The sequence below is a fragment of the Streptomyces sp. NPDC043176 genome, assembly GCF_056436715.1.
The window spans coordinates 67,061-89,527 of the sequence record NZ_JBWKCA010000013.1; the positions used below are offsets into that span (position 1 = coordinate 67,061).

At 74.3% G+C, this 22,467-nt stretch carries 19 protein-coding genes; 13 read left to right on the forward strand and 6 right to left on the reverse strand.

The window, feature by feature from the left end:
* The first annotated feature begins 51 nt into the window (after nucleotides 1-51).
* From hemB to hemL, 4 genes are read left to right on the forward strand one after another with little or no spacing between them, the layout of a single operon-like run.
* The gene (hemB, locus tag AC067A_RS22065; RefSeq protein ID WP_479244190.1) at nucleotides 52-1,071 is read left to right on the forward strand and encodes a porphobilinogen synthase; all 1,020 of its coding nucleotides are present in this window, start codon (nucleotides 52-54) and stop codon (nucleotides 1,069-1,071) included.
* Nucleotides 1,072-1,075: 4 nt separating this feature from the next.
* Complete coding sequence (gene hemA, locus AC067A_RS22070; RefSeq protein WP_479244191.1) at nucleotides 1,076-2,422, forward strand: glutamyl-tRNA reductase; 1,347 nt, start codon at nucleotides 1,076-1,078, stop codon at nucleotides 2,420-2,422.
* Nucleotides 2,419-4,551, forward strand: coding sequence for an acetate--CoA ligase family protein (locus AC067A_RS22075; protein ID WP_479244192.1), 2,133 nt, complete (start codon nucleotides 2,419-2,421; stop codon nucleotides 4,549-4,551). Before hemA ends, AC067A_RS22075 begins: the two co-directional genes overlap by 4 nt.
* Nucleotides 4,548-5,849 carry a glutamate-1-semialdehyde 2,1-aminomutase gene (gene hemL, locus AC067A_RS22080; protein WP_479244193.1) on the forward strand — a complete coding sequence of 434 codons (1,302 nt, stop codon included), beginning with the start codon at nucleotides 4,548-4,550 and terminating at the stop codon, nucleotides 5,847-5,849. The genes AC067A_RS22075 and hemL overlap by 4 nt, the downstream gene beginning before the upstream one ends.
* A 162-nt stretch (nucleotides 5,850-6,011) precedes the next feature.
* Here the strand turns inward: hemL and AC067A_RS22085 are convergent, their stop codons facing one another.
* On the reverse strand, nucleotides 6,012-6,428 hold the full coding sequence (locus tag AC067A_RS22085; RefSeq protein ID WP_479244194.1) for an organic hydroperoxide resistance protein: 417 nt from the start codon (nucleotides 6,426-6,428) through the stop codon (nucleotides 6,012-6,014).
* Between the two features lie 163 nt (nucleotides 6,429-6,591).
* Here AC067A_RS22085 and AC067A_RS22090 point away from each other — a divergent pair, with 163 nt between their 5' ends.
* The gene (locus AC067A_RS22090) at nucleotides 6,592-7,677 is read left to right on the forward strand and encodes a CaiB/BaiF CoA transferase family protein (RefSeq protein ID WP_479244195.1); all 1,086 of its coding nucleotides are present in this window, start codon (nucleotides 6,592-6,594) and stop codon (nucleotides 7,675-7,677) included.
* Between the two features lie 229 nt (nucleotides 7,678-7,906).
* On the opposite strand, the gene AC067A_RS22095 is transcribed toward AC067A_RS22090, so the two are convergent.
* The 3 genes from AC067A_RS22095 to AC067A_RS22105 all read right to left on the reverse strand — a co-directional run bounded on the left by AC067A_RS22095 (nucleotide 7,907) and on the right by AC067A_RS22105 (nucleotide 10,454).
* Nucleotides 7,907-8,551: a response regulator transcription factor gene (locus tag AC067A_RS22095; protein WP_479244196.1), complete on the reverse strand. Its 645-nt coding sequence runs from the start codon at nucleotides 8,549-8,551 to the stop codon at nucleotides 7,907-7,909.
* Nucleotides 8,542-9,675: a sensor histidine kinase gene (locus AC067A_RS22100; protein WP_479244197.1), complete on the reverse strand. Its 1,134-nt coding sequence runs from the start codon at nucleotides 9,673-9,675 to the stop codon at nucleotides 8,542-8,544. Before AC067A_RS22100 ends, AC067A_RS22095 begins: the two co-directional genes overlap by 10 nt.
* 92 nt (nucleotides 9,676-9,767) lie before the next feature.
* On the reverse strand, nucleotides 9,768-10,454 hold the full coding sequence (locus tag AC067A_RS22105; protein ID WP_479244310.1) for a DedA family protein: 687 nt from the start codon (nucleotides 10,452-10,454) through the stop codon (nucleotides 9,768-9,770).
* Between the two features lie 303 nt (nucleotides 10,455-10,757).
* Between AC067A_RS22105 and miaB the strand changes: the two genes are divergently transcribed.
* A complete protein-coding gene (gene miaB / locus AC067A_RS22110; protein WP_479244198.1) occupies nucleotides 10,758-12,281 on the forward strand; it encodes a tRNA (N6-isopentenyl adenosine(37)-C2)-methylthiotransferase MiaB in 1,524 nt (507 codons plus the stop codon).
* A 99-nt stretch (nucleotides 12,282-12,380) separates the two neighbouring features.
* A complete protein-coding gene (locus AC067A_RS22115) occupies nucleotides 12,381-13,112 on the forward strand; it encodes a class III extradiol dioxygenase subunit B-like domain-containing protein (protein ID WP_479244199.1) in 732 nt (243 codons plus the stop codon).
* 109 nt (nucleotides 13,113-13,221) lie between these two features.
* Here the strand turns inward: AC067A_RS22115 and AC067A_RS22120 are convergent, their stop codons facing one another.
* Both AC067A_RS22120 and AC067A_RS22125 read right to left on the reverse strand, forming a co-directional pair.
* Nucleotides 13,222-13,557, reverse strand: a complete 336-nt coding sequence (locus AC067A_RS22120; RefSeq protein WP_479244200.1) for an antitoxin — start codon at nucleotides 13,555-13,557, stop codon at nucleotides 13,222-13,224.
* A 69-nt stretch (nucleotides 13,558-13,626) separates the two neighbouring features.
* Entirely contained in the window at nucleotides 13,627-13,929 is a 303-nt protein-coding gene (locus AC067A_RS22125; protein ID WP_479244201.1) for a hypothetical protein, read from the reverse strand.
* 140 nt (nucleotides 13,930-14,069) lie between these two features.
* Between AC067A_RS22125 and miaA the strand changes: the two genes are divergently transcribed.
* The 6 genes from miaA to hflX all read left to right on the forward strand — a co-directional run bounded on the left by miaA (nucleotide 14,070) and on the right by hflX (nucleotide 22,399).
* A complete protein-coding gene (gene miaA / locus AC067A_RS22130) occupies nucleotides 14,070-15,008 on the forward strand; it encodes a tRNA (adenosine(37)-N6)-dimethylallyltransferase MiaA (RefSeq protein ID WP_479244202.1) in 939 nt (312 codons plus the stop codon).
* A 108-nt stretch (nucleotides 15,009-15,116) separates the two neighbouring features.
* Entirely contained in the window at nucleotides 15,117-15,629 is a 513-nt protein-coding gene (locus AC067A_RS22135) for a hypothetical protein (protein ID WP_479244311.1), read from the forward strand.
* A 142-nt stretch (nucleotides 15,630-15,771) separates the two neighbouring features.
* A complete protein-coding gene (gene dapF / locus AC067A_RS22140) occupies nucleotides 15,772-16,680 on the forward strand; it encodes a diaminopimelate epimerase (RefSeq protein WP_479244203.1) in 909 nt (302 codons plus the stop codon).
* Between the two features lie 140 nt (nucleotides 16,681-16,820).
* Nucleotides 16,821-19,061, forward strand: coding sequence for a RelA/SpoT family protein (locus tag AC067A_RS22145; protein ID WP_479244204.1), 2,241 nt, complete (start codon nucleotides 16,821-16,823; stop codon nucleotides 19,059-19,061).
* Nucleotides 19,062-19,291: 230 nt separating this feature from the next.
* Nucleotides 19,292-20,782: a M1 family metallopeptidase gene (locus tag AC067A_RS22150; protein WP_479244205.1), complete on the forward strand. Its 1,491-nt coding sequence runs from the start codon at nucleotides 19,292-19,294 to the stop codon at nucleotides 20,780-20,782.
* A 123-nt stretch (nucleotides 20,783-20,905) separates the two neighbouring features.
* Nucleotides 20,906-22,399: a GTPase HflX gene (hflX, locus tag AC067A_RS22155; protein ID WP_479244206.1), complete on the forward strand. Its 1,494-nt coding sequence runs from the start codon at nucleotides 20,906-20,908 to the stop codon at nucleotides 22,397-22,399.
* Nucleotides 22,400-22,467 lie beyond the last annotated feature (68 nt).

The following is a 22,467-nucleotide window of genomic DNA, read 5'->3' on the forward strand; positions in this document are numbered from 1 at the left end:
GCCCCCGCTTCCGCACCCGCACGCCGCCACGCCCTCGAAGGAGTCACGCTCATGACGTACGACGCCTACGGCCGCAACACCGCGGCCACCGACCCCGCCGCCCCCTACTACCGGCCCCGCCGACTGCGCCGCACCCCCGCCCTGCGCCGCTTCGCCGCCGAGACGCGGGTGGGCCCCGCCAACCTCGTGCAGCCCCTCTTCCTCCGCGAGGGCCTCACCGAGCCCCGGGAGATCCCCTCGATGCCCGGCGTCTTCCAGCACACCCGCGACACCCTCCGGAAGGCCGCCGCCGAGGCGGTCGCCAACGGGGTCGGCGGGCTCATCCTCTTCGGCATCCCCGAGCACAAGGACCCCACCGGCACCGGCGCCGTCGACCCCGACGGCATCCTCCAGGTCGCCCTGCGCGACGTCACCGCCGAGGTCGGCGACTCCACCGTGGTCATCGGCGACATCAACCTCGACGAGTACACCGACCACGGCCACACCGGCGTCCTGGACGCCCACGGCGACGTCGACAACGACGCCAGCATCGAGCTGTACGCGCGGGCCGCCGTCGTCCAGGCCGACGCCGGCGCCCAGATCGTCGCCCCCAGCGGCATGATGGACGGCCAGGTGCGCCGCATCCGCGAGGCCCTCGACCAGGCCGGACACCAGTCCGTCGCCATCCTCGGCTACTCCGCCAAGTACGCCTCGCACTTCTACGGCCCCTTCCGGGACGCCGTCGAGTCCACCCTGCGCGGCGACCGCAAGGGCTACCAGCAGTTCCCCGGCAACATCCGCGAATCCCTCCTGGAGGTCTCGCTGGACGTCGCCGAGGGCGCCGACCTGGTGATGGTCAAGCCCGCGCTCGCCTACCTCGACATCGTCCGGCTCATCGCCGACCACGTGCAGGTGCCCGTCTCCGCCTACCAGGTCTCCGGCGAGTACTCCATGGTCGAGGCGGCCGCCGCCAAGGGCTGGATCGACCGCGACCAGGTCGTCCGCGAGAGCCTCGCCTCCATCCACCGCGCGGGCGCCACCCAGATCATCACCTACTGGGCCTCCGAGTTCGCCCAGAGCCTGGACCGGTGACCCGGTGACCTCGTCCGCCACCATGCTGGTCCTCGGCATCAGCCATGCCAGCGCCCCGCTCGACCTCCTGGAGAGACTCGCCGGCACCGACCGTCCCGCCGAGGACCTCGTCTCCGACGCGACCTCCGTCGACGGCATCGACGCCGCCGTCGTCGTCTCCACCTGCAACCGCCTGGAGATCTACGCCGAGACCCGCGGCGGCCCCTCCGGCCCCGGCGAACTCGACGACCTCGGAGAGCTGTTCGCCCAGCACACCGGCGTCGACCGGGAGGAGATCGCCCCGCACCTCTACAGCCACCACGCCGACGGAGCCGTACGCCACCTCTTCGCCGTGGCCTCCGGACTGGAGTCGGTCGTGGTCGGCGAGGACCAGATCCTCGGCCAGGTGAAACTGGGCCTCGAACGGTCCCAGCGGCTCGACCGCACCGGCCGCGTCCTCGCCAAGGCCGTCCAGACCGCCCTGCGCGTCGGCAAACGGGCCCGCAACGAGACCGGACTCAACGAGGCCGGCCGCTCGCTCGCCACCGCCGGACTCGGCTTCTTCGAGCGCGAGGTCGGCCCACTGCACGGCAAGACCGCCCTCGTCATCGGCGCCGGCGCCTTCGCCGGGGTCGTCGTCGCCGCGCTGCGCCGCTCCGGCCTCGACCGGGTGCACGTCGCCAACCGCACCCCGGACAAGGCCCAGCGCCTCGCCGACACCACCGGAGGAACGGGATACGGCCTGGAGGACGTACCCCGGCTGCTGACCGAGGTCGACGTGGTCGTCGGCGCGACCGCCGCCACCGGCCACCTCGTCACCGCCCCGCAGATCGAGGAGGCGCTCGCCGCCCGGGACGGCCGCGAGCTGTTCCTGCTCGACCTGTCGCTGCCGCACAACATCGCACCCGGCGCCGCCGAACTGCCCGGCGTCACCTTCGTCGACCTGCGCCGTATCGCCGAGGAGGGCCAGGAGGACGAGATCTCGGCGGCCAGCGTCCAGGCCGCGCACGAACTGATCGACGCGGAGGTCGAGCAGTTCCGCACCGGCCTGCGCCTCGCCGGCGCCAAGCCCGTCCTCACCGCCCTCCGCACCGCCGCCACCGAGGCCGCGGAGGCCGAACTCGACCGGCTCGCACGCCGCCTCGACGGGCTCGACGGCGCCGCACGGCAGGAGATCGGCCGCAGCGTGCGGCGGATCGTCGACAAGGCCCTGCACCAACCGACCGTCCTGGTACGGGAACTGGCGGCCGACCCGGACGGCGCGCGGCACATCGCGGCCTTCACCCGCCTCTTCGCCGCCGCCGAATCCCACGGCGACGACGGCGACCGGACGAACGACCCGAACGAGAAGAAGATCGAGGCCATCGCATGAGTGACATCTCGGCCCTCTGGGAAGCCGAATCCATCGCCGTCATCGGCGCCAGCGAGCGCCCCGGCGCCCTGGGCCGCAAGCCGCTCGACTACCTCCTCCGGTACGGCTACAAGGGCCGCATCCTGCCGGTCAACCCGCGCTCCCCGGAGATCCTCGGCGTCCCCGCGTACCCCAGCGTCAAGGACGCCCCCGGACCCGTCGACCTCGCACTGATCATGGTCTCCGCCGAGCGGGTCCCCGGCGCCGTCGAGGACTGCGTGGCCGCCGGCGTCAAGCTCGCCGTCATCGCCTCCTCGGGCTTCGCCGAGACCGGCGAGGACGGCGCCCGCCTCCAGGCCGAGGTCGTCGCCAGGGCCCGCGACGGCGGCCTGCGGATCATCGGCCCCAACTGCATCGGCGCCGTCGGCTACGAGAACCGGGTCCTGGCCACCTTCAGCCCCCTCTTCGGCGCCGAGTCCGTGCCCTTCGAGCCCGGCACCCTCGCCTTCGTCTCCCAGAGCGGCGCCCTCGGCTTCGGGGCCGCCAGCCTCGCCCTGGAACGGGGCCTGCGCCCCGGCTGGGTCGTCAGCACCGGAAACGACGCCGACGTCACCGCCCTGGAAGTCCTGCGCGAACTGGCCGCCGTCCCCGAGGTCACCGGCCTCCTCGGCTACCTGGAGGACACCCCGGACATCGACACCCTCCGCGAACTCGCCGGCTCCGGAAAGCCCGTCGCCCTCCTCAAGTCGGGCCGCACGGAGGCCGGCGGCCGCGCCGCCGCCTCGCACACCGGCGCCCTCGCCACCGACGACCGCGTCCTGGACGCGGCCCTGCGCGGCCTCGGCATCGTCCGCGTCGACGACATCGACGAACTCCTCGACGTCGCACGGGTCTTCGAGTCCGAGCGGCGCCCGGCCGGCAACCGCGTCGCCGTCGTCACCACCTCCGGCGGCTCCGGCATCCTCGCCGCCGACGCCGTCGAGGCCCACGGCCTGGAACTCAGCGCCCTGGAGCCCCGCAGCAAGGAGGCGCTCGCGGAGATCGTCCCCGCCTTCGGGGCGATCGACAACCCCGTCGACATCACGGCCACGGTCCTCAGCGACCCCTCGCTCTTCGACCGCTCCCTGGACGTCCTCATCGCCGACGACACCGTCGACATCATCGTCGCCGCGTTCTGCGTGATGGCCGGGCCCGACGTCGAGAAGGCCGTCAACGCCCTCTCCCGGGCCGCCGAGAAGGGCGGCAAACCGATCCTCGTCGCCCGCACCGGCGCCGACTTCCTCGCCCCGGACGCCCCGCGCGACCTGCGCGAGGCCGGACTGCCCGAATACCCCACACCGGCCCGCGCCCTGCGCGCCGCCGCCGCGCTCTGGGAGGTCAGCCGGCCCCGTACGCTGCCGGACGCCCCGCGCCCCGGCACCGTCCCGGGCCCGGGCGCCGGGGCCACCGAGCCGGAACTGAAGCGACTCCTCGCCGAGGCCGGGATCGCCGTGCCCCGGGGGCGGATCGCCGAGGGCGCCGAGGACGCGGCCCGCGCCGTGGCCGAGGTCGGCGGCACGGCGGTGCTGAAGGCCGTGGTCCCGGGCCTGCTCCACAAGACCGAGGCCGGCGGAGTCGAGATCGGCGTCACCGCCGGCTCCGCGCCCGCGGCGTACGCCCGGCTCGCCGCCCTCGGCGGCCAGGTGCTCGTGGAGGAACTGGTAGCGGACGGCGTCGAGTTGATCGTCGGCGTCCACACCACCGACCTGGGCCCCGTGCTCACCGCCGGACTCGGCGGCATCTTCACCGAGGTCCTCGACGACGTCGGCCACCGCCTCCTGCCGCTGGCGCCCGGCGAGGGCGCCGAACTCCTCGCCGGACTGCGCGGCGCGCGGATTCTCGCCGGCGCGCGCGGCCGGGCCGCCGTCGACGTCGAAGCCGCCGCCGAACTCCTCCACAGGGTCGCCGAACTCGTCCAGGACTGGCCGGCCGGCTTCGCCCTGGACCTCAACCCGGTCCGCGTCCTGCCGAAGGGCGCGGTCGTCCTGGACGCGGCACTCGGCTTCGACACCGCAGCGTCCGACACCGCAGCGTCCGGCGGCCCTGCGTCCGACGACGGCCCTGCGTCCGGCGCCCCCGCGTCCGGCACCCCTGAGGAGGCCGGCCGATGAGCGGCGCCCAGACCCACAGCAAGGCCCTCTTCGAGCGCGCCCGGAAGGTCACCCCCGGCGGTGTCAACTCCCCGGTCCGCGCCTTCGGCGCCGTCGGCGGAACCCCGCGTTTCATCGCCTCGGCCGAGGGCCCGTACCTCACCGACAGCGACGGCAACGAGTACGTCGACCTCATCTGCTCCTGGGGTCCGATGATCCTCGGCCACCGCCACCCGGCCGTCGTCGAGGCCGTCACCCGGGCCGTGGAGCGCGGCACCTCCTTCGGTGCCCCCTCCACCGGAGAGGTCGAACTCGCCGAGGAGATCGTCGGCCGGGTGGACCCCGTCGAGCAGGTGCGGCTCGTCAGCTCCGGCACCGAGGCCACGATGTCGGCGATCCGCCTGGCGCGCGGCTTCACCGGGCGCGGCAAGATCGTGAAGTTCGCCGGCTGCTACCACGGCCACGTCGACGCGCTCCTCGCCTCCGCCGGCTCCGGCCTCGCCACCTTCGCGCTGCCCGACACCCCCGGCGTCACCGGCGCCCAGGCGAGCGACACGATCGTCCTGCCGTACAACGACCTGGCCGCCGTCGAGAAGGTCTTCGCCGAGATCGGCGACGAGATCGCCGCCGTCATCACCGAGGCCGCCCCCGGCAACATGGGCGCCGTCCCGCCGCTGCCCGGCTTCAACGCCGGCCTCAAGGAGATCACCGCCCGCCACGGGGCGCTCTTCGTCTCCGACGAGGTCATGACCGGCTTCCGGGCCAGCCGTTCCGGCTGGTACGGCCGGGACGGCGTCGCCCCCGACCTGCTGACCTTCGGCAAGGTCATGGGCGGCGGCTTCCCGGCGGCGGCCTTCGGCGGCCGCGCGGACGTCATGTCCCACCTCGCGCCGGCCGGACCCGTCTACCAGGCGGGCACCCTCTCCGGGAACCCGGTCGCCACCGCCGCCGGCCTCGCCACCCTCCGGCACACCACCCCCGAGGTGTACGAGCGACTCGACCGGGTCTCCGCCACCATCGGCCGCGAGGTCTCCGCCGCCCTCGCCAAGGAGGGCGTGGCACACCGGGTCCAGTACTCCGGGACCATGTTCTCGGTCTTCTTCACCGAGGACGAGGTCGTCGACTTCGACGCCGTCCGCGCCACCGAGTCGTACCGCTACACGCCCTTCTTCCACGAACTGCTCCGCCGCGGCGTCTACCTGCCGCCGTCACCGTTCGAGGCCTGGTTCGTCTCGGCCTCGCACGACGACCGCGCGGTGAGCCGGGTCGTCGAGGCCCTCCCCGCGGCGGCGGCCGCGGCCGCCGCAGCGAAGCCCTGACAGCAGGTCCTGCCGTCGCGAAGCCCTGGCGCCGGGGTCTCGCCGTCGCGAAGCCCTGACACCGGGGCCCGGAAAGCGGAAGCCCCCGTGGTCGTGGACCACGGGGGCTTCCGCCGCCCGATCGCGTACGCGGCGCCCCCTGCTCCACGGGGCGCCGCTCGCTCACGCGGCCAGGTTCACGAGGACCTCGACGTTCCCGCGAATCGCCTTGGAGTACGGGCAGCGCCCGTGCGCGGCATCGGCCAGGCGCCGCGCCTCGGCGGCACCGAGCCCCGGCAGTTCGACCGTGAGGACCACCGAGAGGCGGAAGCCGTCCTCCTCCTTGTGCAGCGACACCTCGGCGGTGACGGTGTCGTCCGCGAGCGCGGTCCTCGACTCGCGCGCGGAGACCCGGAGCGCGCTGTGGAAGCAGGCGGCGTACCCGGCGGCGAACAGCTGCTCGGGGTTGGTGGCGGTGCCGGAGCCCCCCACCGCCTTGGGGCTCGACAGCGGAAGGTCGAGGAGCCCGTCGGAGGAGCGCACGGCGCCGTTGCGCCCGTCTCCGGTGGAGGCGACCTCGGCGGTGTAGACGACGGCCATGTGTCCTGCCTTTCCGAATCGGAGAAGGGGGAATTCCCCCAGCCTTCCGCCAGTCTCGAACGCCGCGGAATTCGGGGCGCTACGGAATTCCGCAGTCCTCTCCCAAACCCGCCGAATTACCGTGGAGGAACACCACGGACCGGTAAACACAAGGGAGTTGGCCATGGCGGGACCGCTGACCGGAGTACGGGTACTGGAATTCGCGGGCTCGGCGCCCACGGCGTACGCCGGCACCGTCCTCGCCGACCTCGGCGCCGACGTCGTACGCGTCGACCGGGCGCCCGCCACCGCACCGGAGCCCGGCGCCGCCCGGCCCCCCGAGAACCCCCTCTCCCGGGGCCGCCGTTCGGTGGCCCTCGACCTCAAGAGCCCGGACGGGGTGGAGCGGGCGCTCTCCCTCGCCGAGCACGCCGACATCCTGGTCGAGGGGTTCCGCCCCGGCGTCGCCGACCGCCTCGGCATCGGCCCGGAGGCGGCCCTCGCCCGCAACCCGCGGCTCGTGTACGGACGGGTCAGCGGCTGGGGCCAGGAAGGGGAGTGGGCCGGCCGGGCCGCCCACGACCTCGCGGTCCTGGCCCTGACCGGAGCCCTGGACACCGACCCGGACACCGGGGCCCCGGTGCCGCCGCCGACCGCGTACCTCTCCAGCTTCGCCGGCGGTGCCAACGTCCACGTGCAGGGGCTGCTCGCCGCGCTCCACGCGCGTGAGCGCTCCGGCCGCGGCCAGGTCGTCGACACCGCCCTCGCGGACGGCGCCGCCCTGATCGCCACCCTCGTCCACCAGTGGCGCGCGGTGCCCGGCAACCACACCGTCACCGACGCCCCCCACTACGGGCTCTACCGCGCCGCCGACGGCCGCCACCTCGCCGTCGCCGCCATCGAACCCCGGCTCTACGCGAACCTCCTGGACCACCTGGGCCTCACGGACGCCGAGGGTCTCCCCGACCGCGCCGACCCGGCCGACTGGCCCGCCCTGCGCGCCCTCATCGCCGACCGCTTCCGGACCCGGGACCGCGAGCACTGGGTGAAGCTCTTCGACGCCGTCGACGCCGGCGTCGCCCCGGTCCTCACCGCGGCCGAAGCCGCCGAACACCACCAACTGGCCTCCCGCGGCGCCTTCGTGCAGATCGGAGACACCCTCCAGCCCGCCCCCGCCTCCCGCTTCGCGGCCACCCCCGCGGCCGCCCCCGGCCGCGCCCCGCTCCCCGGCGAGCACACCGAGGAGGTCCTCGCCGAGTGGCGGAAGTGAACGGCGCCCCGGCCTCGGCCGCGGGCGGCTGACGACGGGGACGGCCGGGCGGACAGCGGCGCCGGGCGCCGGGCGCCGGGTGCCGGGCGGCGGAGACGAGCGGCCGGGCGCCGGCGGTGACCGGTCGGGTGGAAGGCGGCGGCGGTGACCGGTCGGGTGGAGGGCGGCGGCGGCAGGCCGGGTGGCGGCGACGGGCGCCCGGTGGCCGTGTCGGGGAGCCGCCGGGCGCTCACGACTCCAGGTAGCGCAGCACGGCCAGGATCCGGCGGCTGTGGCCGTCGGTCCGGCGCAGTTCCAGCTTGTCGAAGACGGAGTTGAGGTACTTCTCCACCGCGCTCAGCGAGAGGTGCAGCCGCCGCCCGATGGCCGCGTTCGTGTACCCCTGGGCCAGCACCTCCAGGACCTCCCGCTCGCGCGGGGTGAGCCGGGCCAGCGGATCGGCACGGTCGCCGCGGACGACCAGCCGCCGTACGACCTCCGGGTCGAGCGCCGTGCCGCCCGCGTGGACCCGGTCGAGCGCGTCGAGGAACTCCTCCACCTGGGCCACCCGGTCCTTGAGCAGATAGCCGACCCGGTCCGCGCCGGTGGCCAGGAGGCGGGCCGCGTAGCTCGGTTCGACGTACTGAGAGAGCACCAGCACCCCGGTCCCGGGCAGCCGCTCGCGGATCTCCACGGCCGCCCGCAGCCCCTCGTCGGTGTGGGTCGGCGGCATCCGGATGTCGGCCACGACGACGTCCGGCCGCCGCGCCTCGACCTCCGCGACCAGGGACCCGGCGTCACCGAGCGCCGCGAGGACCTCGTGGCCCTCCTCGACGAGCAGCCGGACCAGGCCCTCCCGCAGCAGGGTCGAGTCCTCGGCGATGATCACGCGCACGGCAGCTCCGCGACAAGAGTGGTGGGTCCCCCGAGGGGGCTGTCGATCCGCAGGACGCCGTCGAGCGCGGCGACCCGGCTCCGCAGGCCGGTGAGCCCGCCGCCGCCCGGGTCCGCGCCGCCCGTGCCGTCGTCCTCGACCCGCACGGTGAGGAGCGGCCCCTCACGGGACACCCGTACGGCGACGGCCGAGGCCGAGGAGTGCTTGGCGGCGTTGGTGACGGCCTCGGACACCACGAAGTAGGCGGCCGTCTCCACCGGCCGGGGCAGGGGAGCGTCCCCCACCTCGAAGCGGACCCGCAGGGGGACGGCGCAGCGCTGCGCCACCCCGTCCAGGGCCTCCTCGAGCCCCAGCGCGTCGAGCGCCGACGGGTACGCCCGCCAGGCGACCTCCCTGAGCTCGGTGAGGACCTCCCGGGCCTCCCGGTGCGCCTGCTCGAGCAGCACGTCCGCCCGCCCGGGGTCCCGGTCCCGGCTCCGGCGGGCCCGGCCGAGCAGCATCGCCAGGGCCACCAGCCGCTGCTGGACGCCGTCGTGGAGGTCGCGCTCGATCCGCCTGCGCTCGGCGTCCACGGCCTGGACCACCGCGGCCCGGCTGACCGCGAGCTCGTCGATCCGCCGCCGCAGCAGCTCCCCTTCGGAGGGCCCGAAGCACTCCCGGGCGAGCCGGGCGTCGAGGGCGGCCAGCGCGTACAGGCCCTGCACGTCGAGGAAGAGCAGGACGCCGCCCAGCAGCAGCTGGGTGAGCAGCTCCTCCCAGCCCAGCGTCCCCCGCACCACCCCCCGGGCCAGCAGCCCGGCCAGGACGACGCCGAAGCCCAGCAGCCCGAGGACGATCCCGCAGACCAGGCCCGTCCAGCCGCGGACGGCCAGGTAGCGCAGCACCCGCCGCCCGGACGTCTCGTACGCGTCGGGGAAACGGTCGCCGAAGAAGACGCGGCGCCGACTCCGCTCCAGCGCCGTCAGCCGCCGGGCCCCGGCCACCAGGACCTCCAGCGCGTGCGGTCGGGTCCGGGGCCACAGCAGGAAGGCGCCGAGGGCGGTTCCGACGACCAGGAAGTACAGGACGCCGAGCAGGGCGCTCAGACACCCCAGGGCGACACCGACGGCCCTCGTCGCCCTCAAGGAGGCACCCCCGCCCGCCCGTTCGCCGTCCCGCACGGTTCCCGACCCTAACGCCTGCGCCGTTCCGCGCGGTACGGGCTCCGCGGCTGCCCTCACGGCGTACGGCGGTGCTGCGCGCGCCCCCGCCCCCGGAGGCGTACCGCCAGGAACGCGCACAGCGCCACCACGACCAGCACCAGAACGGCCTTCGACAGCACGCCCACGTACCCCTCGACCACGTCCCACCCGTCTCCGAGCCAGTAGCCGGCGAGCACGAGCACGCTGTTCCAGACCAGGCTGCCGAGCGTCGTGAGCATGAGGAAGACGGGCATCGGCATCCGCTCGACGCCGGCCGGCACCGAGATCAGACTGCGGAAGATCGGCACCATCCGCCCCAGGAACACCGCCTTCGTGCCGTGCCGGGCGAACCACCGCTCGGTGCGCTCCAGATCGGAGACCTTCACCAGCGGCAGCCGCGCCCACAGCGCGTGCATCCGCCGCCGCCCGAACAGCGCGCCGATCCAGTACAGCGCCGCGGCGCCCGCCACCGAACCGAGCGTCGTCCAGAACAGCGCCGCCGCGAGGCTGATCACGCCCCGTCCCGCCGCGAAGCCCGTCAGCGGCAGGATCACCTCGCTGGGCAGCGGCGGAAACAGGTTCTCCAGCGCGATGGCGAGCCCGGCACCCGGCCCGCCCATCGTGTCGACGAGCCCCGCCGCCCACCCCGCGACACCGCCGGCGGGCTCCTGCGCGAGGGCGAGCTCGTACGGGCCCGAGCTCGTCACGTCGCCGAGAGGCATGCCCGTACCGGCGATGCCCGTACCCGTGACGTCCGCGACCGCCGTCCCCGTACTCGCGATGTCCGTACTCGTCATGCCCGTACTCGTCATGCCCGTGATCGTCACGATGCGGTCTCCAGATCGGCGAGAGCGACTTCCCGGGACCCTTCGCCCCGGCCCTCCCAACCTAGAAATCCCAGCTCAGCGCCGGTACGCGGCTTCCCCTCCACCTCCCTGCGGAAAACCGCGGGGACCCCCCACCCGCCCCGGAGCCCGCCGGAAGGCCCGGCGAAACGCCCCTCCGGACCGCCTACTCTTGGGGGAATGACCAGCAGCAGCGACCGGAGTCCCGCAGTGAGCGTTGAAGGATCCAAGACCTACGAGATTCGCACCTACGGGTGCCAGATGAACGTCCACGACTCCGAGCGGCTCTCCGGTCTGCTGGAAGAGGCGGGTTACGTCCGGGCCCCGAAGGGTGCCGACGGCGACGCCGACGTCGTCGTCTTCAACACCTGCGCGGTCCGCGAGAACGCCGACAACAAGCTGTACGGCAACCTCGGCCGGCTCGCCCCCATGAAGACCACGCGGCCCGGCATGCAGATCGCCGTCGGCGGCTGCCTGGCCCAGAAGGACCGCGACACCATCGTCAAGAGGGCCCCCTGGGTCGACGTGGTCTTCGGCACGCACAACATCGGCAAGCTGCCGGTCCTCCTGGAGCGCGCCCGCGTCCAGGAGGAGGCGCAGATCGAGATCGCCGAGTCCCTGGAGGCCTTCCCCTCCACGCTGCCCACCCGCCGCGAGTCCGCGTACGCCGCCTGGGTCTCGATCTCCGTCGGCTGCAACAACACCTGTACGTTCTGCATCGTCCCGGCCCTGCGCGGCAAGGAGGAGGACCGCCGCCCCGGCGACATCCTCGCCGAGATCGAGGCCCTGGTCGCCGAGGGCGTCTCCGAGATCACCCTGCTCGGCCAGAACGTCAACGCGTACGGCTCCGACCTGGGCGACCGCGAGGCCTTCTCCAAGCTGCTGCGGGCCTGCGGCACGATCGAGGGCCTGGAGCGCGTCCGCTTCACCTCGCCGCACCCGCGCGACTTCACCGACGACGTCATCGCCGCCATGGCCGAGACCCCGAACGTCATGCCGCAGCTGCACATGCCGCTCCAGTCCGGCTCGGACACCATCCTGCGGGCGATGCGCCGCTCGTACCGGCAGGAGCGTTTCCTCGGGATCATCGAGAAGGTCCGCGCCGCCATCCCGCACGCCGCCATCTCCACCGACATCATCGTCGGCTTCCCCGGCGAGACCGAGGAGGACTTCGAGCAGACGATGCACACCGTCCGCGAGGCCCGCTTCGCGAACGCGTTCACCTTCCAGTACTCCAAGCGTCCCGGCACCCCGGCCGCCGAGATGGGCGACCAGATCCCCAAGGAGGTCGTGCAGGAGCGCTACATGCGTCTCGTCGCGCTCCAGGAGGAGATCTCCTGGGAGGAGAACAAGAAGCAGGTCGGCCGCACCCTCGACGTGATGGTCGCCGAGGGCGAGGGCCGCAAGGACGGCGCCACCGACCGCCTCTCCGGCCGCGCCCCCGACAACCGCCTCGTCCACTTCACCAAGCCCGACGAGGACGTCCGCCCCGGCGACGTCGTCACCGTCGAGATCACCTACGCCGCCCCCCACCACCTCCTCGCCGAGGGCCGCGTCACCTCCGTCCGCCGCACCCGCGCGGGCGACGCGTGGGAGAAGCGCACCTCCGCCCCCAAGTCCCCCGGCGTCCTCCTCGGCCTCCCCCAGATCGGCCCCCCCGCCCCCCTCCCCGCCTCCGAGACCCCCGCCTGCGGCGCCCACTGACCCCCGGAGGGGCGCGGGGGAGCGCCGGCCACGGCGGAACCCGGGCGCAACGGGCCTGGCGGAGCCCCACAGCACCGCCATCCCAGTAGGCTGCCGATCATGCTTGTCGCCGCAGCCGTCTGCCCCAGCCCCCCACTCCTCGTCCCCGACGTCGCGACCGGCGCCGCCGGGGAGCTGGCCGCCGCGCGAGCGGCCTGCGCGGACGCCGTAGGCCTGCTGGCCGCGGCCCGCCCCGACCGGCTGTACGTGGTCGGGCCGGCGCCCGAGGGCGGCCACGGCGTCTACCCGGCCGGTTCGGTCGGCTCCTTCGCGGGATTCGGCGTGGATCTCGACGTACGGCTCGGTGAGGGTGGGCCCACCGAGCGGGGCGGGCCCGTCGGCGACCCCCGCCCCCTGCCCGCCTCCCTCTCGGTGGCCGCCTGGCTGCTCGACCGGGCCGGCTGGGCCGACGCGCCGATCGAGGGGCTCGGGGTGGACGAGGCGGCGACGCCGGACGTGTGCGCGGGTCTCGGCAGGGGGCTCGCCGACTCGGCGGAGCGGGTCGTCCTGCTGGTGATGGGCGACGGCAGCGCCTGCCGTACGGTCAAGGCCCCGGGGTATCTGGACGAGCGGGCGGAGGGCTTCGACGCGGCGGCGGCCCGCGCCCTGGGCGCGGCCGACGTGGCCGCCCTGCTCGCCCTGGACACGGAGCTCGCGTACGAGCTGAAGGTGGCGGGCCGCGCCCCCTGGCAGGTCCTCGCGGGGGCGGCCGAGGGCGCGGGGCTGGACGGCCGGCTGCTCTTCGAGGACGCCCCGTACGGCGTGGGGTACTTCGTCGCGGCCTGGTCCTGACGCGCACGGCGACCACATGACGGCGGACGGCCGCGGAGCGAGCTGCTCCGCGGCCGTCCGCCGTGCGATGCGAAGGGACGTGTCGGGTCCGGGGTGAGTGAGCCGGCCGTCAGGCGGCCGGCGGCGGGGCGGTCCCGCCCCCGGGCGCGGGCGGGGTCGTGCCGGGCGTGCCGCCACTGGGCGGGGTCGTGCCGGGCGTGCCGTCACCATGGGGGCCGCCACCGTGGGTGCCGTCGTCCTTGTGGCCGATCCGGTCCAGGGCCTCCTTGGCCTTGCCCGTACCGGACTGGATCTTGTCGCTGTACTTGCCCTTGGTCTTCTCGTCGACCAGCCGCGCCGCCTTGTCCAGACCGTGGTCGATCTTGTCCCCGTGCTGGTGCGCGAGGTCCGCGACCTTGTCCTTGGCCGGGCTGAGCTTGGCCTTCAGCGAATCCAGGAGACCCATGGGGCACCTTCCCTCCGCGGACCCCCGAGGGGTCCGTGTTCCGTGTCCGGCCCCCAGGACCCCGGGGGCCTACCGACGGGCGCCTTCGCCCGTCTCGTTGTCCGCGGCGGCCTCCACGGACTGCTGCTTCGGGATCTCCACGACCTCGGCGGCGACGGCTTCCGCGGTCTCCGGCCCGTCCGCGTCGACCCCGTCGGTGCTCGCGGCCTCGCCTTCCGCCGGCGCCGTCAGGGCCTCGGCGGCCTCGGACGCCCCGGCCGCGGAGTCCGTTTCCGCGGTCTCGCCCGCCGCCGGAGCGACGGTCACGCCCTCCTCCGACGGCGCCTCGACCGCATCCTGCTTCTTCCGGCGAAACCTTGCCAAAAGGCTCATATTCACTCCATAGCGTACTCGGGTGGGCGCGGCTCCGTGATGGTCGACGGCCGGAACCTCGCAACAGGCAACGCGGCCCGGACGGAGCCCGTCACGTAGCTCGTTCGGGGACGGGGCGTGAGGTTTGCGAGACTGTGGCGGTGAGAAGCGCAGCTCCCGCCCCGCGGGTCATCGCCGTCGTCGGTCCGACAGCGGCCGGAAAGTCCGATCTGGGTGTATTCCTGGCCCAGCAGCTCGGCGGCGAGGTCGTCAACGCCGACTCGATGCAGCTGTACCGGGGGATGGACATCGGGACCGCCAAACTGACGCTCGAGGAGCGCGGCGGCGTCCCGCACCACCTCCTCGACATCTGGGACGTCACCGAGGCCGCCAGCGTCGCCGAGTACCAGCGGCTCGCCCGCGCCGAGATCGACGGGCTGCTCGCCGCCGGCCGCACCCCGGTCCTCGTCGGCGGCTCCGGACTGTACGTGCGGGGGGCCGTCGACGCCCTGGAGTTCCCCGGCACGGACCCCGCCGTACGCGCCCGTCTGGAGGCCGAACTCGACGAGAACGGGTCCGGCGTCCTGCACGCCCGGCTCGCCGCCGCCGACCCCGACGCGGCGCGCGCGATCCTGCCCGGCAACGGCCGCCGGATCGTCCGGGCCCTCGAGGTGATCGAGATCACCGGCAAGCCCTTCACGGCCAACCTGCCGGGCCCCGACTCCGTCTACGACACGGTCCAGATCGGCGTCGACGTGGCCCGCCCCGAACTGGACGAGCGGATCGCCACACGGGTGGACCGGATGTGGGAGGCCGGCCTCGTCGACGAGGTGCGCGCCCTGGAGGCGCGGGGCCTGCGCGAGGGCCGCACCGCCGCCCGCGCCCTCGGCTACCAGCAGGTACTCGCCGCGCTCGCGGGGGAGTGCACCGAGGACGAGGCCCGGGCGGAGACGGTCCGCGCGACGAAGCGCTTCGCCCGCCGGCAGGACTCGTGGTTCCGCCGCGACCCGCGGGTCCACTGGCTCAGCGGAGCCGCGGATCACCGCGGGGAACTCCCGCGGGAGGCGCTGTCGTTGGTCGAACGAGCGGTTACAGCCTGATCACGTGATGGCATCGGGACGCCCTGCCCGTCATTCCGGCGGTCAGGAGCGTGCCATCATCGAGCATCGATCGACCAAGTGGAGTCCGAGTGGGGAGGGCGCGTGGCGATGGAGGCCGGCCCTCGCGACAGAGAACAGCACGACGCGGCCCTGGACGCCCCGATGGCGGACGTCACGGGTGACGCGCCGGGCCACCCGACGGACGACACCGCGATCGGCGCGCCGGGTCTGACCCCCGACGGTCCCGACGACGCCGTGGGCAGCTCCGTCGAGGTCGACGCCGTCGAGGTCGAGGTCGAGCTCCGCCCCCAGCGCCGGCTGCGGATCTGGCAGCTCGCCCCCATCGTCGCCCTGGCCACCCTCGGCTCGCTCATGTTCGCCTTCCCGCTCGCCTTCGGCTCGGGCGACGGCGGCGCCGTCGTCGCCATGCTCGGACTGCTCATCAGCTCCTGCGCGGCGGGCTGGGGCATGATGGCCGCCCGCAAGGTCGGCTACACCTGGCCGGGCCTCCCGCAGCGCGGCTCGGGCGAGCGCCCCGACTGGCGCGTCCTCGCCCTGTACGTGACGACCATCGCGGCCCTCGTCGCCCTCGCCGTCTGGCGCGTGGCCCGCCTCCGCTGACGCCCGGCGGACCCCCGGCCCTCCGGCCGCGGGCCCGCCCTGTGGACACCCGACCACCCGGCGGACCCCCGGCCCTCCGGCCGCGGGCCCGTCCGGTGGACGCCCGGGCCGCCCGTCGGCCCCGCCCCGTACAGTTGATCGCGTGACCAGCACGCAGACCCCGCAGCTCCCCGCCCTCCGGTTCCTCAAGGGCCACGGCACCGAGAACGACTTCGTGATCGTCCCCGACGCGGAGAACGCCGTCGACCTGCCGCCGGCCGCCGTCGCGCGGCTCTGCGACCGGCGGGCCGGCATCGGCGCGGACGGAGTGCTGCGCGTCGTGCGCAGCGCCGCCCACCCCGAGGCGCGCCACCTGGCCGAGGAGGCCGAGTGGTTCATGGACTACCGCAACGCCGACGGCTCGGTCGCCGAGATGTGCGGCAACGGCGTGCGGGTCTTCGCCCGCTACCTGGAGCACGCCGGCCTCGTCACCGCTGGCGAGGTGGCCGTCGCCACCCGCGGCGGGACCAAGCGCGTCCACCTCGACAAGGACGGCTCCGTCACCGTCTCCATGGGTCGCGCGACCCTGCCGGACGACGGGGTCACCGTCACCGTGGACGGCCGCAGCTGGCCCGCGCGGAACGTGAACATGGGCAACCCGCACGCGGTCGCCTTCGTCGAGGACCTCGACCACGCCGGGAACCTGTACGACGAGCCGCCCTACGAGCCGGCCGCCGTCTACCCGGACGGCGTGAACATCGAGTTCGTGGTCGACCGCGGCCCCCGCCACGTCGCCATGCGCGTCCACGAGCGCGGCGCCTCCGAGACCCGCTCCTGCGGCACCGGCGCCTGCGCCGTCGCCGTCGCCACCGCGCGCCGGGACGGCGCCGACCCCGCGGAGACCGGCACCCCCGTGACGTACACCGTCGACGTCCTCGGCGGGACCCTGGTCATCACCGAGCACCCCGACGGCAGCGTCGACATGACCGGCCCCGCCGTCATCGTCGCCGAGGGCACCCTCGACCCGGCGTGGTGGGCCGCGCCCGCCGGAATCGAAACTGTCAACGACTGATGTGTCGCTCGAATGGGTGATCCGATTCACGCTGAGCGAGAGCGTGACTGCGCCGCGTGGTGGGGTCGGTAGCATCAAGCACCGGCCCCCAGGGCACGCCTGGCCCGCCCACCGCCGGTCCACGTCGCCGGAGGTGCCCCATGAGCGCAGAGGCCACCAACCCCGTGAGCGCGGCGGACGCCGCCGTCACCGACCCGACCGTCCGCAGACGCGGACGGGCCAGGATCGACCTGCGCAGGATCGGCCGAGCCGCCCTGCTCGGCGCCACCGCGGGACCGGCGCCCCGTGACCGGCTGCCCGACGCCATCAGCCATGTGGCGGAGGCGCACCGCGCCCACCATTCCGACGCCGACCTCTCCGTACTGCGCCGGGCGTACGTCCTCGCGGAGTCCTCGCACCGCGGCCAGTTCCGCAAGAGCGGCGAGCCGTACATCACCCACCCGCTCGCGGTGACGCTGATCCTCGCCGAACTCGGCGCGGAGACCACCACCCTGACCGCCTCCCTCCTCCACGACACCGTCGAGGACACCGACGTGACGCTGGACCAGGTGCGCCGGGAGTTCGGCGACGAGGTCGCGTACCTCGTCGACGGCGTCACCAAGGTGGAGAAGATCGACTACGGCGCCGCCGCCGAACCCGAGACCTTCCGGAAGATGCTGGTGGCCACGGGCAACGACGTCCGCGTCATGTCGATCAAGCTCGCGGACCGGCTCCACAACATGCGGACCCTCGGGGTGATGCGCCCCGAGAAACAGGCCAGGATCGCCAAGGTCACCCGGGACGTCCTCATCCCGCTGGCCGAACGGCTCGGGGTGCAGGCCCTCAAGACGGAGCTGGAGGACCTGGTCTTCGCCATCCTCCACCCGGAGGAGTACGAGACCACCCGCGCGCTCGTCGCCGGCAGCCCGCGGGCCGGTGACGCCCTGGACGCGGTCGCCGAGCAGGTCTCCGCCGTTCTGCGCGAGGCGGGCGTCGGGGCCGAAGTCCTCGTCCGGCCGCGCCACTTCGTCTCCGTGCACCGGATCCGTCTCAAGCGCGGTGAGCTGCGGGGCTGCGACTTCGGGCGGCTGCTCGTCCTCGTCGCCGAGGACGCCGACTGCTACGCGGTCCTCGGCGAGCTCCACACCTGCTTCACCCCGGTGATCTCGGAGTTCAAGGACTTCATCGCGGCCCCGAAGTTCAACCTGTACCAGTCGCTGCACACCGCGATCGCCGCTCCCGACGGCGCCGTGGCCGAGGTCCTGATCCGGACCCACCGGATGCACAAGGTCGCGGAGGCCGGGGTCGTCGCCCTCGGCAACCCGCACGTCGGCCAGGACACGACCGAGCAGCCGGACGCGGCCGGCCGGCAGGGCGCCACCGCCCCTCGGACCGGCGCGTCCGGCGACCCGTCGGCGGACGCCCCCACCGGGCCGGACGGCACCGCGTCCAGGGCCGACGACGGCGAACGCGTCGACCCCACCCGCCCCGGCTGGCTCTCCAGGCTCCTCGACTGGCAGCAGGCCGCGCCCGACCCGGACACCTTCTGGTCCTCGCTGCGCGCGGACCTCGCCGAGGACGACGAGATCACCGTCTTCCGTGCCGACGGCGGCACCCTGAAGCTCCCCGCCGGGGCCAGCTGCGTCGACGCCGCCTACGCGCAGCACGGCGAGGCCGCGCACAACTGCCTGGGCGCCCGCGTCAACGGCCGGCTCGCCCCGCTCGGCACCGTGCTCGGCGACGGGGACACCGTCCAGCCCCTGCTCGCCCAGGACGCCGTCTCCGGACCGTCCCCCGAATGGCTCGACCACGCCCGTACGCCCGCCGCGCGGATCGCGATCACCGGCTGGCTCCGGGCCCACCCCGAGACCGCCGCGCCCCCGGCCGACACCGGCCCCCGGCCACAGGCCGGCGTCACCGCCGACCGCCGCACCGGCGCCGAGCTCCACGCCGACCTGGAGGGCGAGCCGGCGGCCGTCCGCCCGGCCGGCTGCTGCACTCCCGTACCGCCCGACGAGATCACCGGCTTCCGGGTCCGCGGCGGATCCGTCACCGCCCACCGCGCGCGCTGCACGGCCGTCGACGCCATGCGCAGGCTGGGCCGCGAGCCCGTCGCCGTCCGCTGGGGCGACACCGCCCAGGGCAGGGTCACCCTCGTCGCCGAGTCGTTCGGCCGGCCCGGACTGCTCGCCGACCTCACCGAGGCCATCGCCACCGCCGGCGCCGCCGTCGTCTCCGCGACCGTCGAGCCGCCCAGCGAGCAGCGCGTCCGCCACACGTACACGCTCCACCTCCCCGACGCGGCCGGACTCCCCGCCCTCATGCGCGCCATGCGCGACGTACCCGGGGTGTACGACGTGAACCGCGCCCGCCGGGGGGCTCCGGAGCCACGCGAAGCCTGACGCGCACGCGTGCCGCCGGTCCTGACGCCCAGGCGTCCCGTCCGGTGGCACGGCTGACGCGAGCACGTCCCCCGCGCCCGCGCCGGGCCTGACCCGTCCCGGTCCCGTCCGCCCGCCGCCGGGCCCGCGCGGCGGCGTGACCCCTTCGGGTGGCGGGCGAGCGCGCCGCCCGGGGGAGCGGGGGATCCCCTGGTAGCCGTAGGGCCAGTCCTCCGGAAAGGCCCTGGTCCATGCCGCTCGTCCGAACGCCCCTGCCCCGCGCGCGGTGGCTCCGCTCCGCCGTCCTGGTCGCCGCCTCCGCCGGGCTCGTCGCCGCCGCGCTGCCCGCCCCTCCGCCGCTCGGCATCGGCGACCGGCTCTTCCCGCACCTCGGGAACCCCGGCTACGACGTGCTCGCGTACCACCTCGACGTCACCTACCCGGGGGTGAACACCGAGCCGCTCGCCGCCGTGACCACGATCGACGCGCTCGCCACCGACGACCTGGAACGGCTCAACCTCGACTTCACCCACGGCGAGGTCTCCGCCGTCACCGTCGACGGCCTCCCCGCGGCCCACACGAGCAGCGGCGAGGACCTGGTCGTCACCCCCGCCGTCGCGATCGACGCCGGCGAACGGATCGAGATCACCGTCACCCACACCAGCGACCCCAGCGGTCCCGCCGACACCGGCGGCTGGGTCCGCACCGGCGACGGCCTCGCCATGGCCAACCAGGCCGACGCCGCCCACCGGGTCTTCCCCTCCAACGACCACCCCGCCGACAAGGCGTACTTCACCTTCCGCGTCACCGCCCCCAGCGACCTCACCGTCGTCGCCAACGGACTCCCCGGGGGCCGCGCCGACCACGGCGCCACCACCACCTGGACGTACCGCACCCGCCACCCCATGGCCACGGAGCTCGCCCAGATCTCCATCGGCCGCTCCACCGTCGTGCACCGCGACGGGCCGCACGGCCTGCCCGTCCGGGACGTCGTGCCCACCGCCGACCGGAAGCTGATGGAGCCCTGGCTGCGCAGGACCCCGGGCCACCTGGAGTGGATGGAGCGGCAGGTCGGCGCGTACCCCTTCGAGACGTACGGGGTCCTCGTCGCCGACGCCGACACCGGCTTCGAGCTGGAGACCCAGACCCTCTCGCTCTTCGAACGCGGCCTCTTCACCGAACCGGGCTACCCGGAGTGGTACGTCGACTCGGTCATGGTCCACGAGCTGGCCCACCAGTGGTTCGGCGACAGCGTCTCCCCCCGGACCTGGTCCGACCTGTGGCTCAACGAGGGACACGCCAGCTGGTACGAGGCGCTGTACGCCGAGGAGACCGCCGGAAAGTCCCTGGAGCGGCGCATGAAGGCGGCCTACGCGGCCTCCGACGGCTGGCGCGCCGACGGCGGCCCGCCCGCCGCCCCCGAGCCCCCCTCGCCCGACCACAAGATCAGCCTCTTCCGCCCCGTCGTCTACGACGGCAGCGCCCTCGTCCTGTACGCGCTCCGCCAGGAGATCGGCACCGACGCCTTCCGGCGCCTGGAGCGCCGTTGGGTCGCCGACCACCGGGACGGCACCGCCGGCACCGCCGACTTCACCGCGCTGGCCGGCGAGATCGCGGGCCGGGACCTCACCGCCTTCTTCCAGGGCTGGCTGTACGCGGCGAAGACCCCCGCGATGCCCGGGCACCCGGACTGGCGCAGCCGCCCGGCCGACGCCGCCAGGACCGCCGCGAAACCCGGGTGACGGGCCCGGCCGGGCCGTGCCACCATCTTCAGGTTGGCGACGCGGCCGGCCCCGGGAATCTTCCGGAGCCCCCACGCGTTGCCGAGGACACAGACCCATCGCCTCATTCGACGTAAGGATCCAATGACCTCCTCTTCTTCCCCTTCCCAGGACGAGCAGAGCTTCGCGGAGACGAGCCGTACAGAGAGCCTTCGGGCCGATGCCCTGATGGAAGAGGACGTCGCCTGGAGCCACGAGATCGACGGAGCGCGGGACGGCGACCAGCTCGACCGCTCCGAGCGCGCGGCCCTGCGCCGTGTCGCCGGCCTCTCCACCGAGCTCGAGGACGTCACCGAGGTCGAGTACCGCCAGCTGCGCCTCGAGCGCGTCGTGCTGGTCGGTGTGTGGACCTCGGGGACGGTGCAGGACGCGGAGAACTCCCTCGCGGAGCTCGCCGCCCTCGCCGAGACGGCGGGCGCCCTCGTGCTCGACGGCGTGATCCAGCGCCGCGACAAGCCGGACCCGGCCACCTTCATCGGCTCGGGCAAGGCGCGCGAGCTGCGCGACATCGTGATCGAGACCGGTGCCGACACCGTCGTCTGCGACGGCGAGCTCAGCCCCGGCCAGCTCATCGCCCTCGAAGACGTCGTCAAGGTGAAGGTGGTCGACCGGACCGCACTCATCCTCGACATCTTCGCCCAGCACGCCAAGTCCCGAGAGGGCAAGGCCCAGGTCGCGCTCGCGCAGATGCAGTACATGCTGCCGCGCCTGCGTGGCTGGGGCCAGTCGCTCTCCCGGCAGATGGGTGGCGGCGGCGGTGGCGGCATGGCCACCCGTGGTCCCGGTGAGACCAAGATCGAGACCGACCGGCGCCGCATCCGCGAGAAGATGGCGAAGATGCGCCGGGAGATCGCGGAGATGAAGACCGGCCGCGACATCAAGCGGCAGGAGCGGCGCCGGAACAAGGTGCCGTCGGTCGCCATCGCCGGATACACCAACGCAGGCAAGTCCTCCCTGCTCAACCGGCTGACCGGCGCGGGCGTGCTGGTGGAGAACGCGCTGTTCGCCACCCTCGACCCGACCGTGCGCCGGGCCGAGACGCCCACCGGCCGGGTGTACACCCTGGCCGACACGGTCGGCTTCGTCCGGCACCTGCCGCACCACCTGGTCGAGGCGTTCCGCTCCACCATGGAGGAGGTCGCCGAGTCCGACCTCATCCTGCACGTGGTGGACGGTTCGCACCCGGCGCCCGAGGAGCAGCTGGCCGCCGTGCGCGAGGTCTTCCGGGACGTCGGCGCGGTGAACGTGCCGGAGATCGTCATCATCAACAAGGCGGACGCGGCCGACCCGCTGGTCCTCCAGCGGCTGCTGCGGACCGAGAAGCACTCCATGGTCGTCTCGGCCCGCTCGGGCCAGGGCATCGAGGAGCTGCTCGCGCTCATCGACGCGGAGCTGCCGCGCCCGCAGGTCGAGCTCGAGGTCCTCGTGCCGTACACGCACGGAGGTCTCGTCTCCCGGGTGCACGCCGAGGGCGAGGTCGAGTCCGAGGAGCACACCCCGGAGGGCACGCTGCTCAAGGCCCGGGTGCACGAGGAGCTGGGGGCGCTGCTCGCGCCGTTCGTTCCCGCCGCGCACTGACCGGCCGCGACACGCGGAGGGCGCTGTCCTCCTCCCCGCGAGGGGAGGAGGACAGCGCCCTCCGTCGT

Bases quoted from the DNA above. Each gene is read 5' to 3' on its own strand.
- hemB (WP_479244190.1), top strand. From the start codon at position 52: ATGACGTACGACGCCTACGGCCGCAACACCGCGGCCACCGACCCCGCC.
- AC067A_RS22075 (WP_479244192.1), top strand. From the start codon at position 2,419: ATGAGTGACATCTCGGCCCTCTGGGAAGCCGAATCCATCGCCGTCATC.
- hemL (WP_479244193.1), top strand. From the start codon at position 4,548: ATGAGCGGCGCCCAGACCCACAGCAAGGCCCTCTTCGAGCGCGCCCGG.
- AC067A_RS22085 (WP_479244194.1), bottom strand. From the start codon at position 6,428: ATGGCCGTCGTCTACACCGCCGAGGTCGCCTCCACCGGAGACGGGCGC.
- AC067A_RS22090 (WP_479244195.1), top strand. From the start codon at position 6,592: ATGGCGGGACCGCTGACCGGAGTACGGGTACTGGAATTCGCGGGCTCG.
- AC067A_RS22105 (WP_479244310.1), bottom strand. From the start codon at position 10,454: ATGCCTCTCGGCGACGTGACGAGCTCGGGCCCGTACGAGCTCGCCCTC.
- miaB (WP_479244198.1), top strand. From the start codon at position 10,758: ATGACCAGCAGCAGCGACCGGAGTCCCGCAGTGAGCGTTGAAGGATCC.
- AC067A_RS22115 (WP_479244199.1), top strand. From the start codon at position 12,381: ATGCTTGTCGCCGCAGCCGTCTGCCCCAGCCCCCCACTCCTCGTCCCC.
- AC067A_RS22120 (WP_479244200.1), bottom strand. From the start codon at position 13,557: ATGGGTCTCCTGGATTCGCTGAAGGCCAAGCTCAGCCCGGCCAAGGAC.
- AC067A_RS22125 (WP_479244201.1), bottom strand. From the start codon at position 13,929: ATGAGCCTTTTGGCAAGGTTTCGCCGGAAGAAGCAGGATGCGGTCGAG.
- AC067A_RS22135 (WP_479244311.1), top strand. From the start codon at position 15,117: ATGGAGGCCGGCCCTCGCGACAGAGAACAGCACGACGCGGCCCTGGAC.
- AC067A_RS22145 (WP_479244204.1), top strand. From the start codon at position 16,821: ATGAGCGCAGAGGCCACCAACCCCGTGAGCGCGGCGGACGCCGCCGTC.
- AC067A_RS22150 (WP_479244205.1), top strand. From the start codon at position 19,292: ATGCCGCTCGTCCGAACGCCCCTGCCCCGCGCGCGGTGGCTCCGCTCC.
- hflX (WP_479244206.1), top strand. From the start codon at position 20,906: ATGACCTCCTCTTCTTCCCCTTCCCAGGACGAGCAGAGCTTCGCGGAG.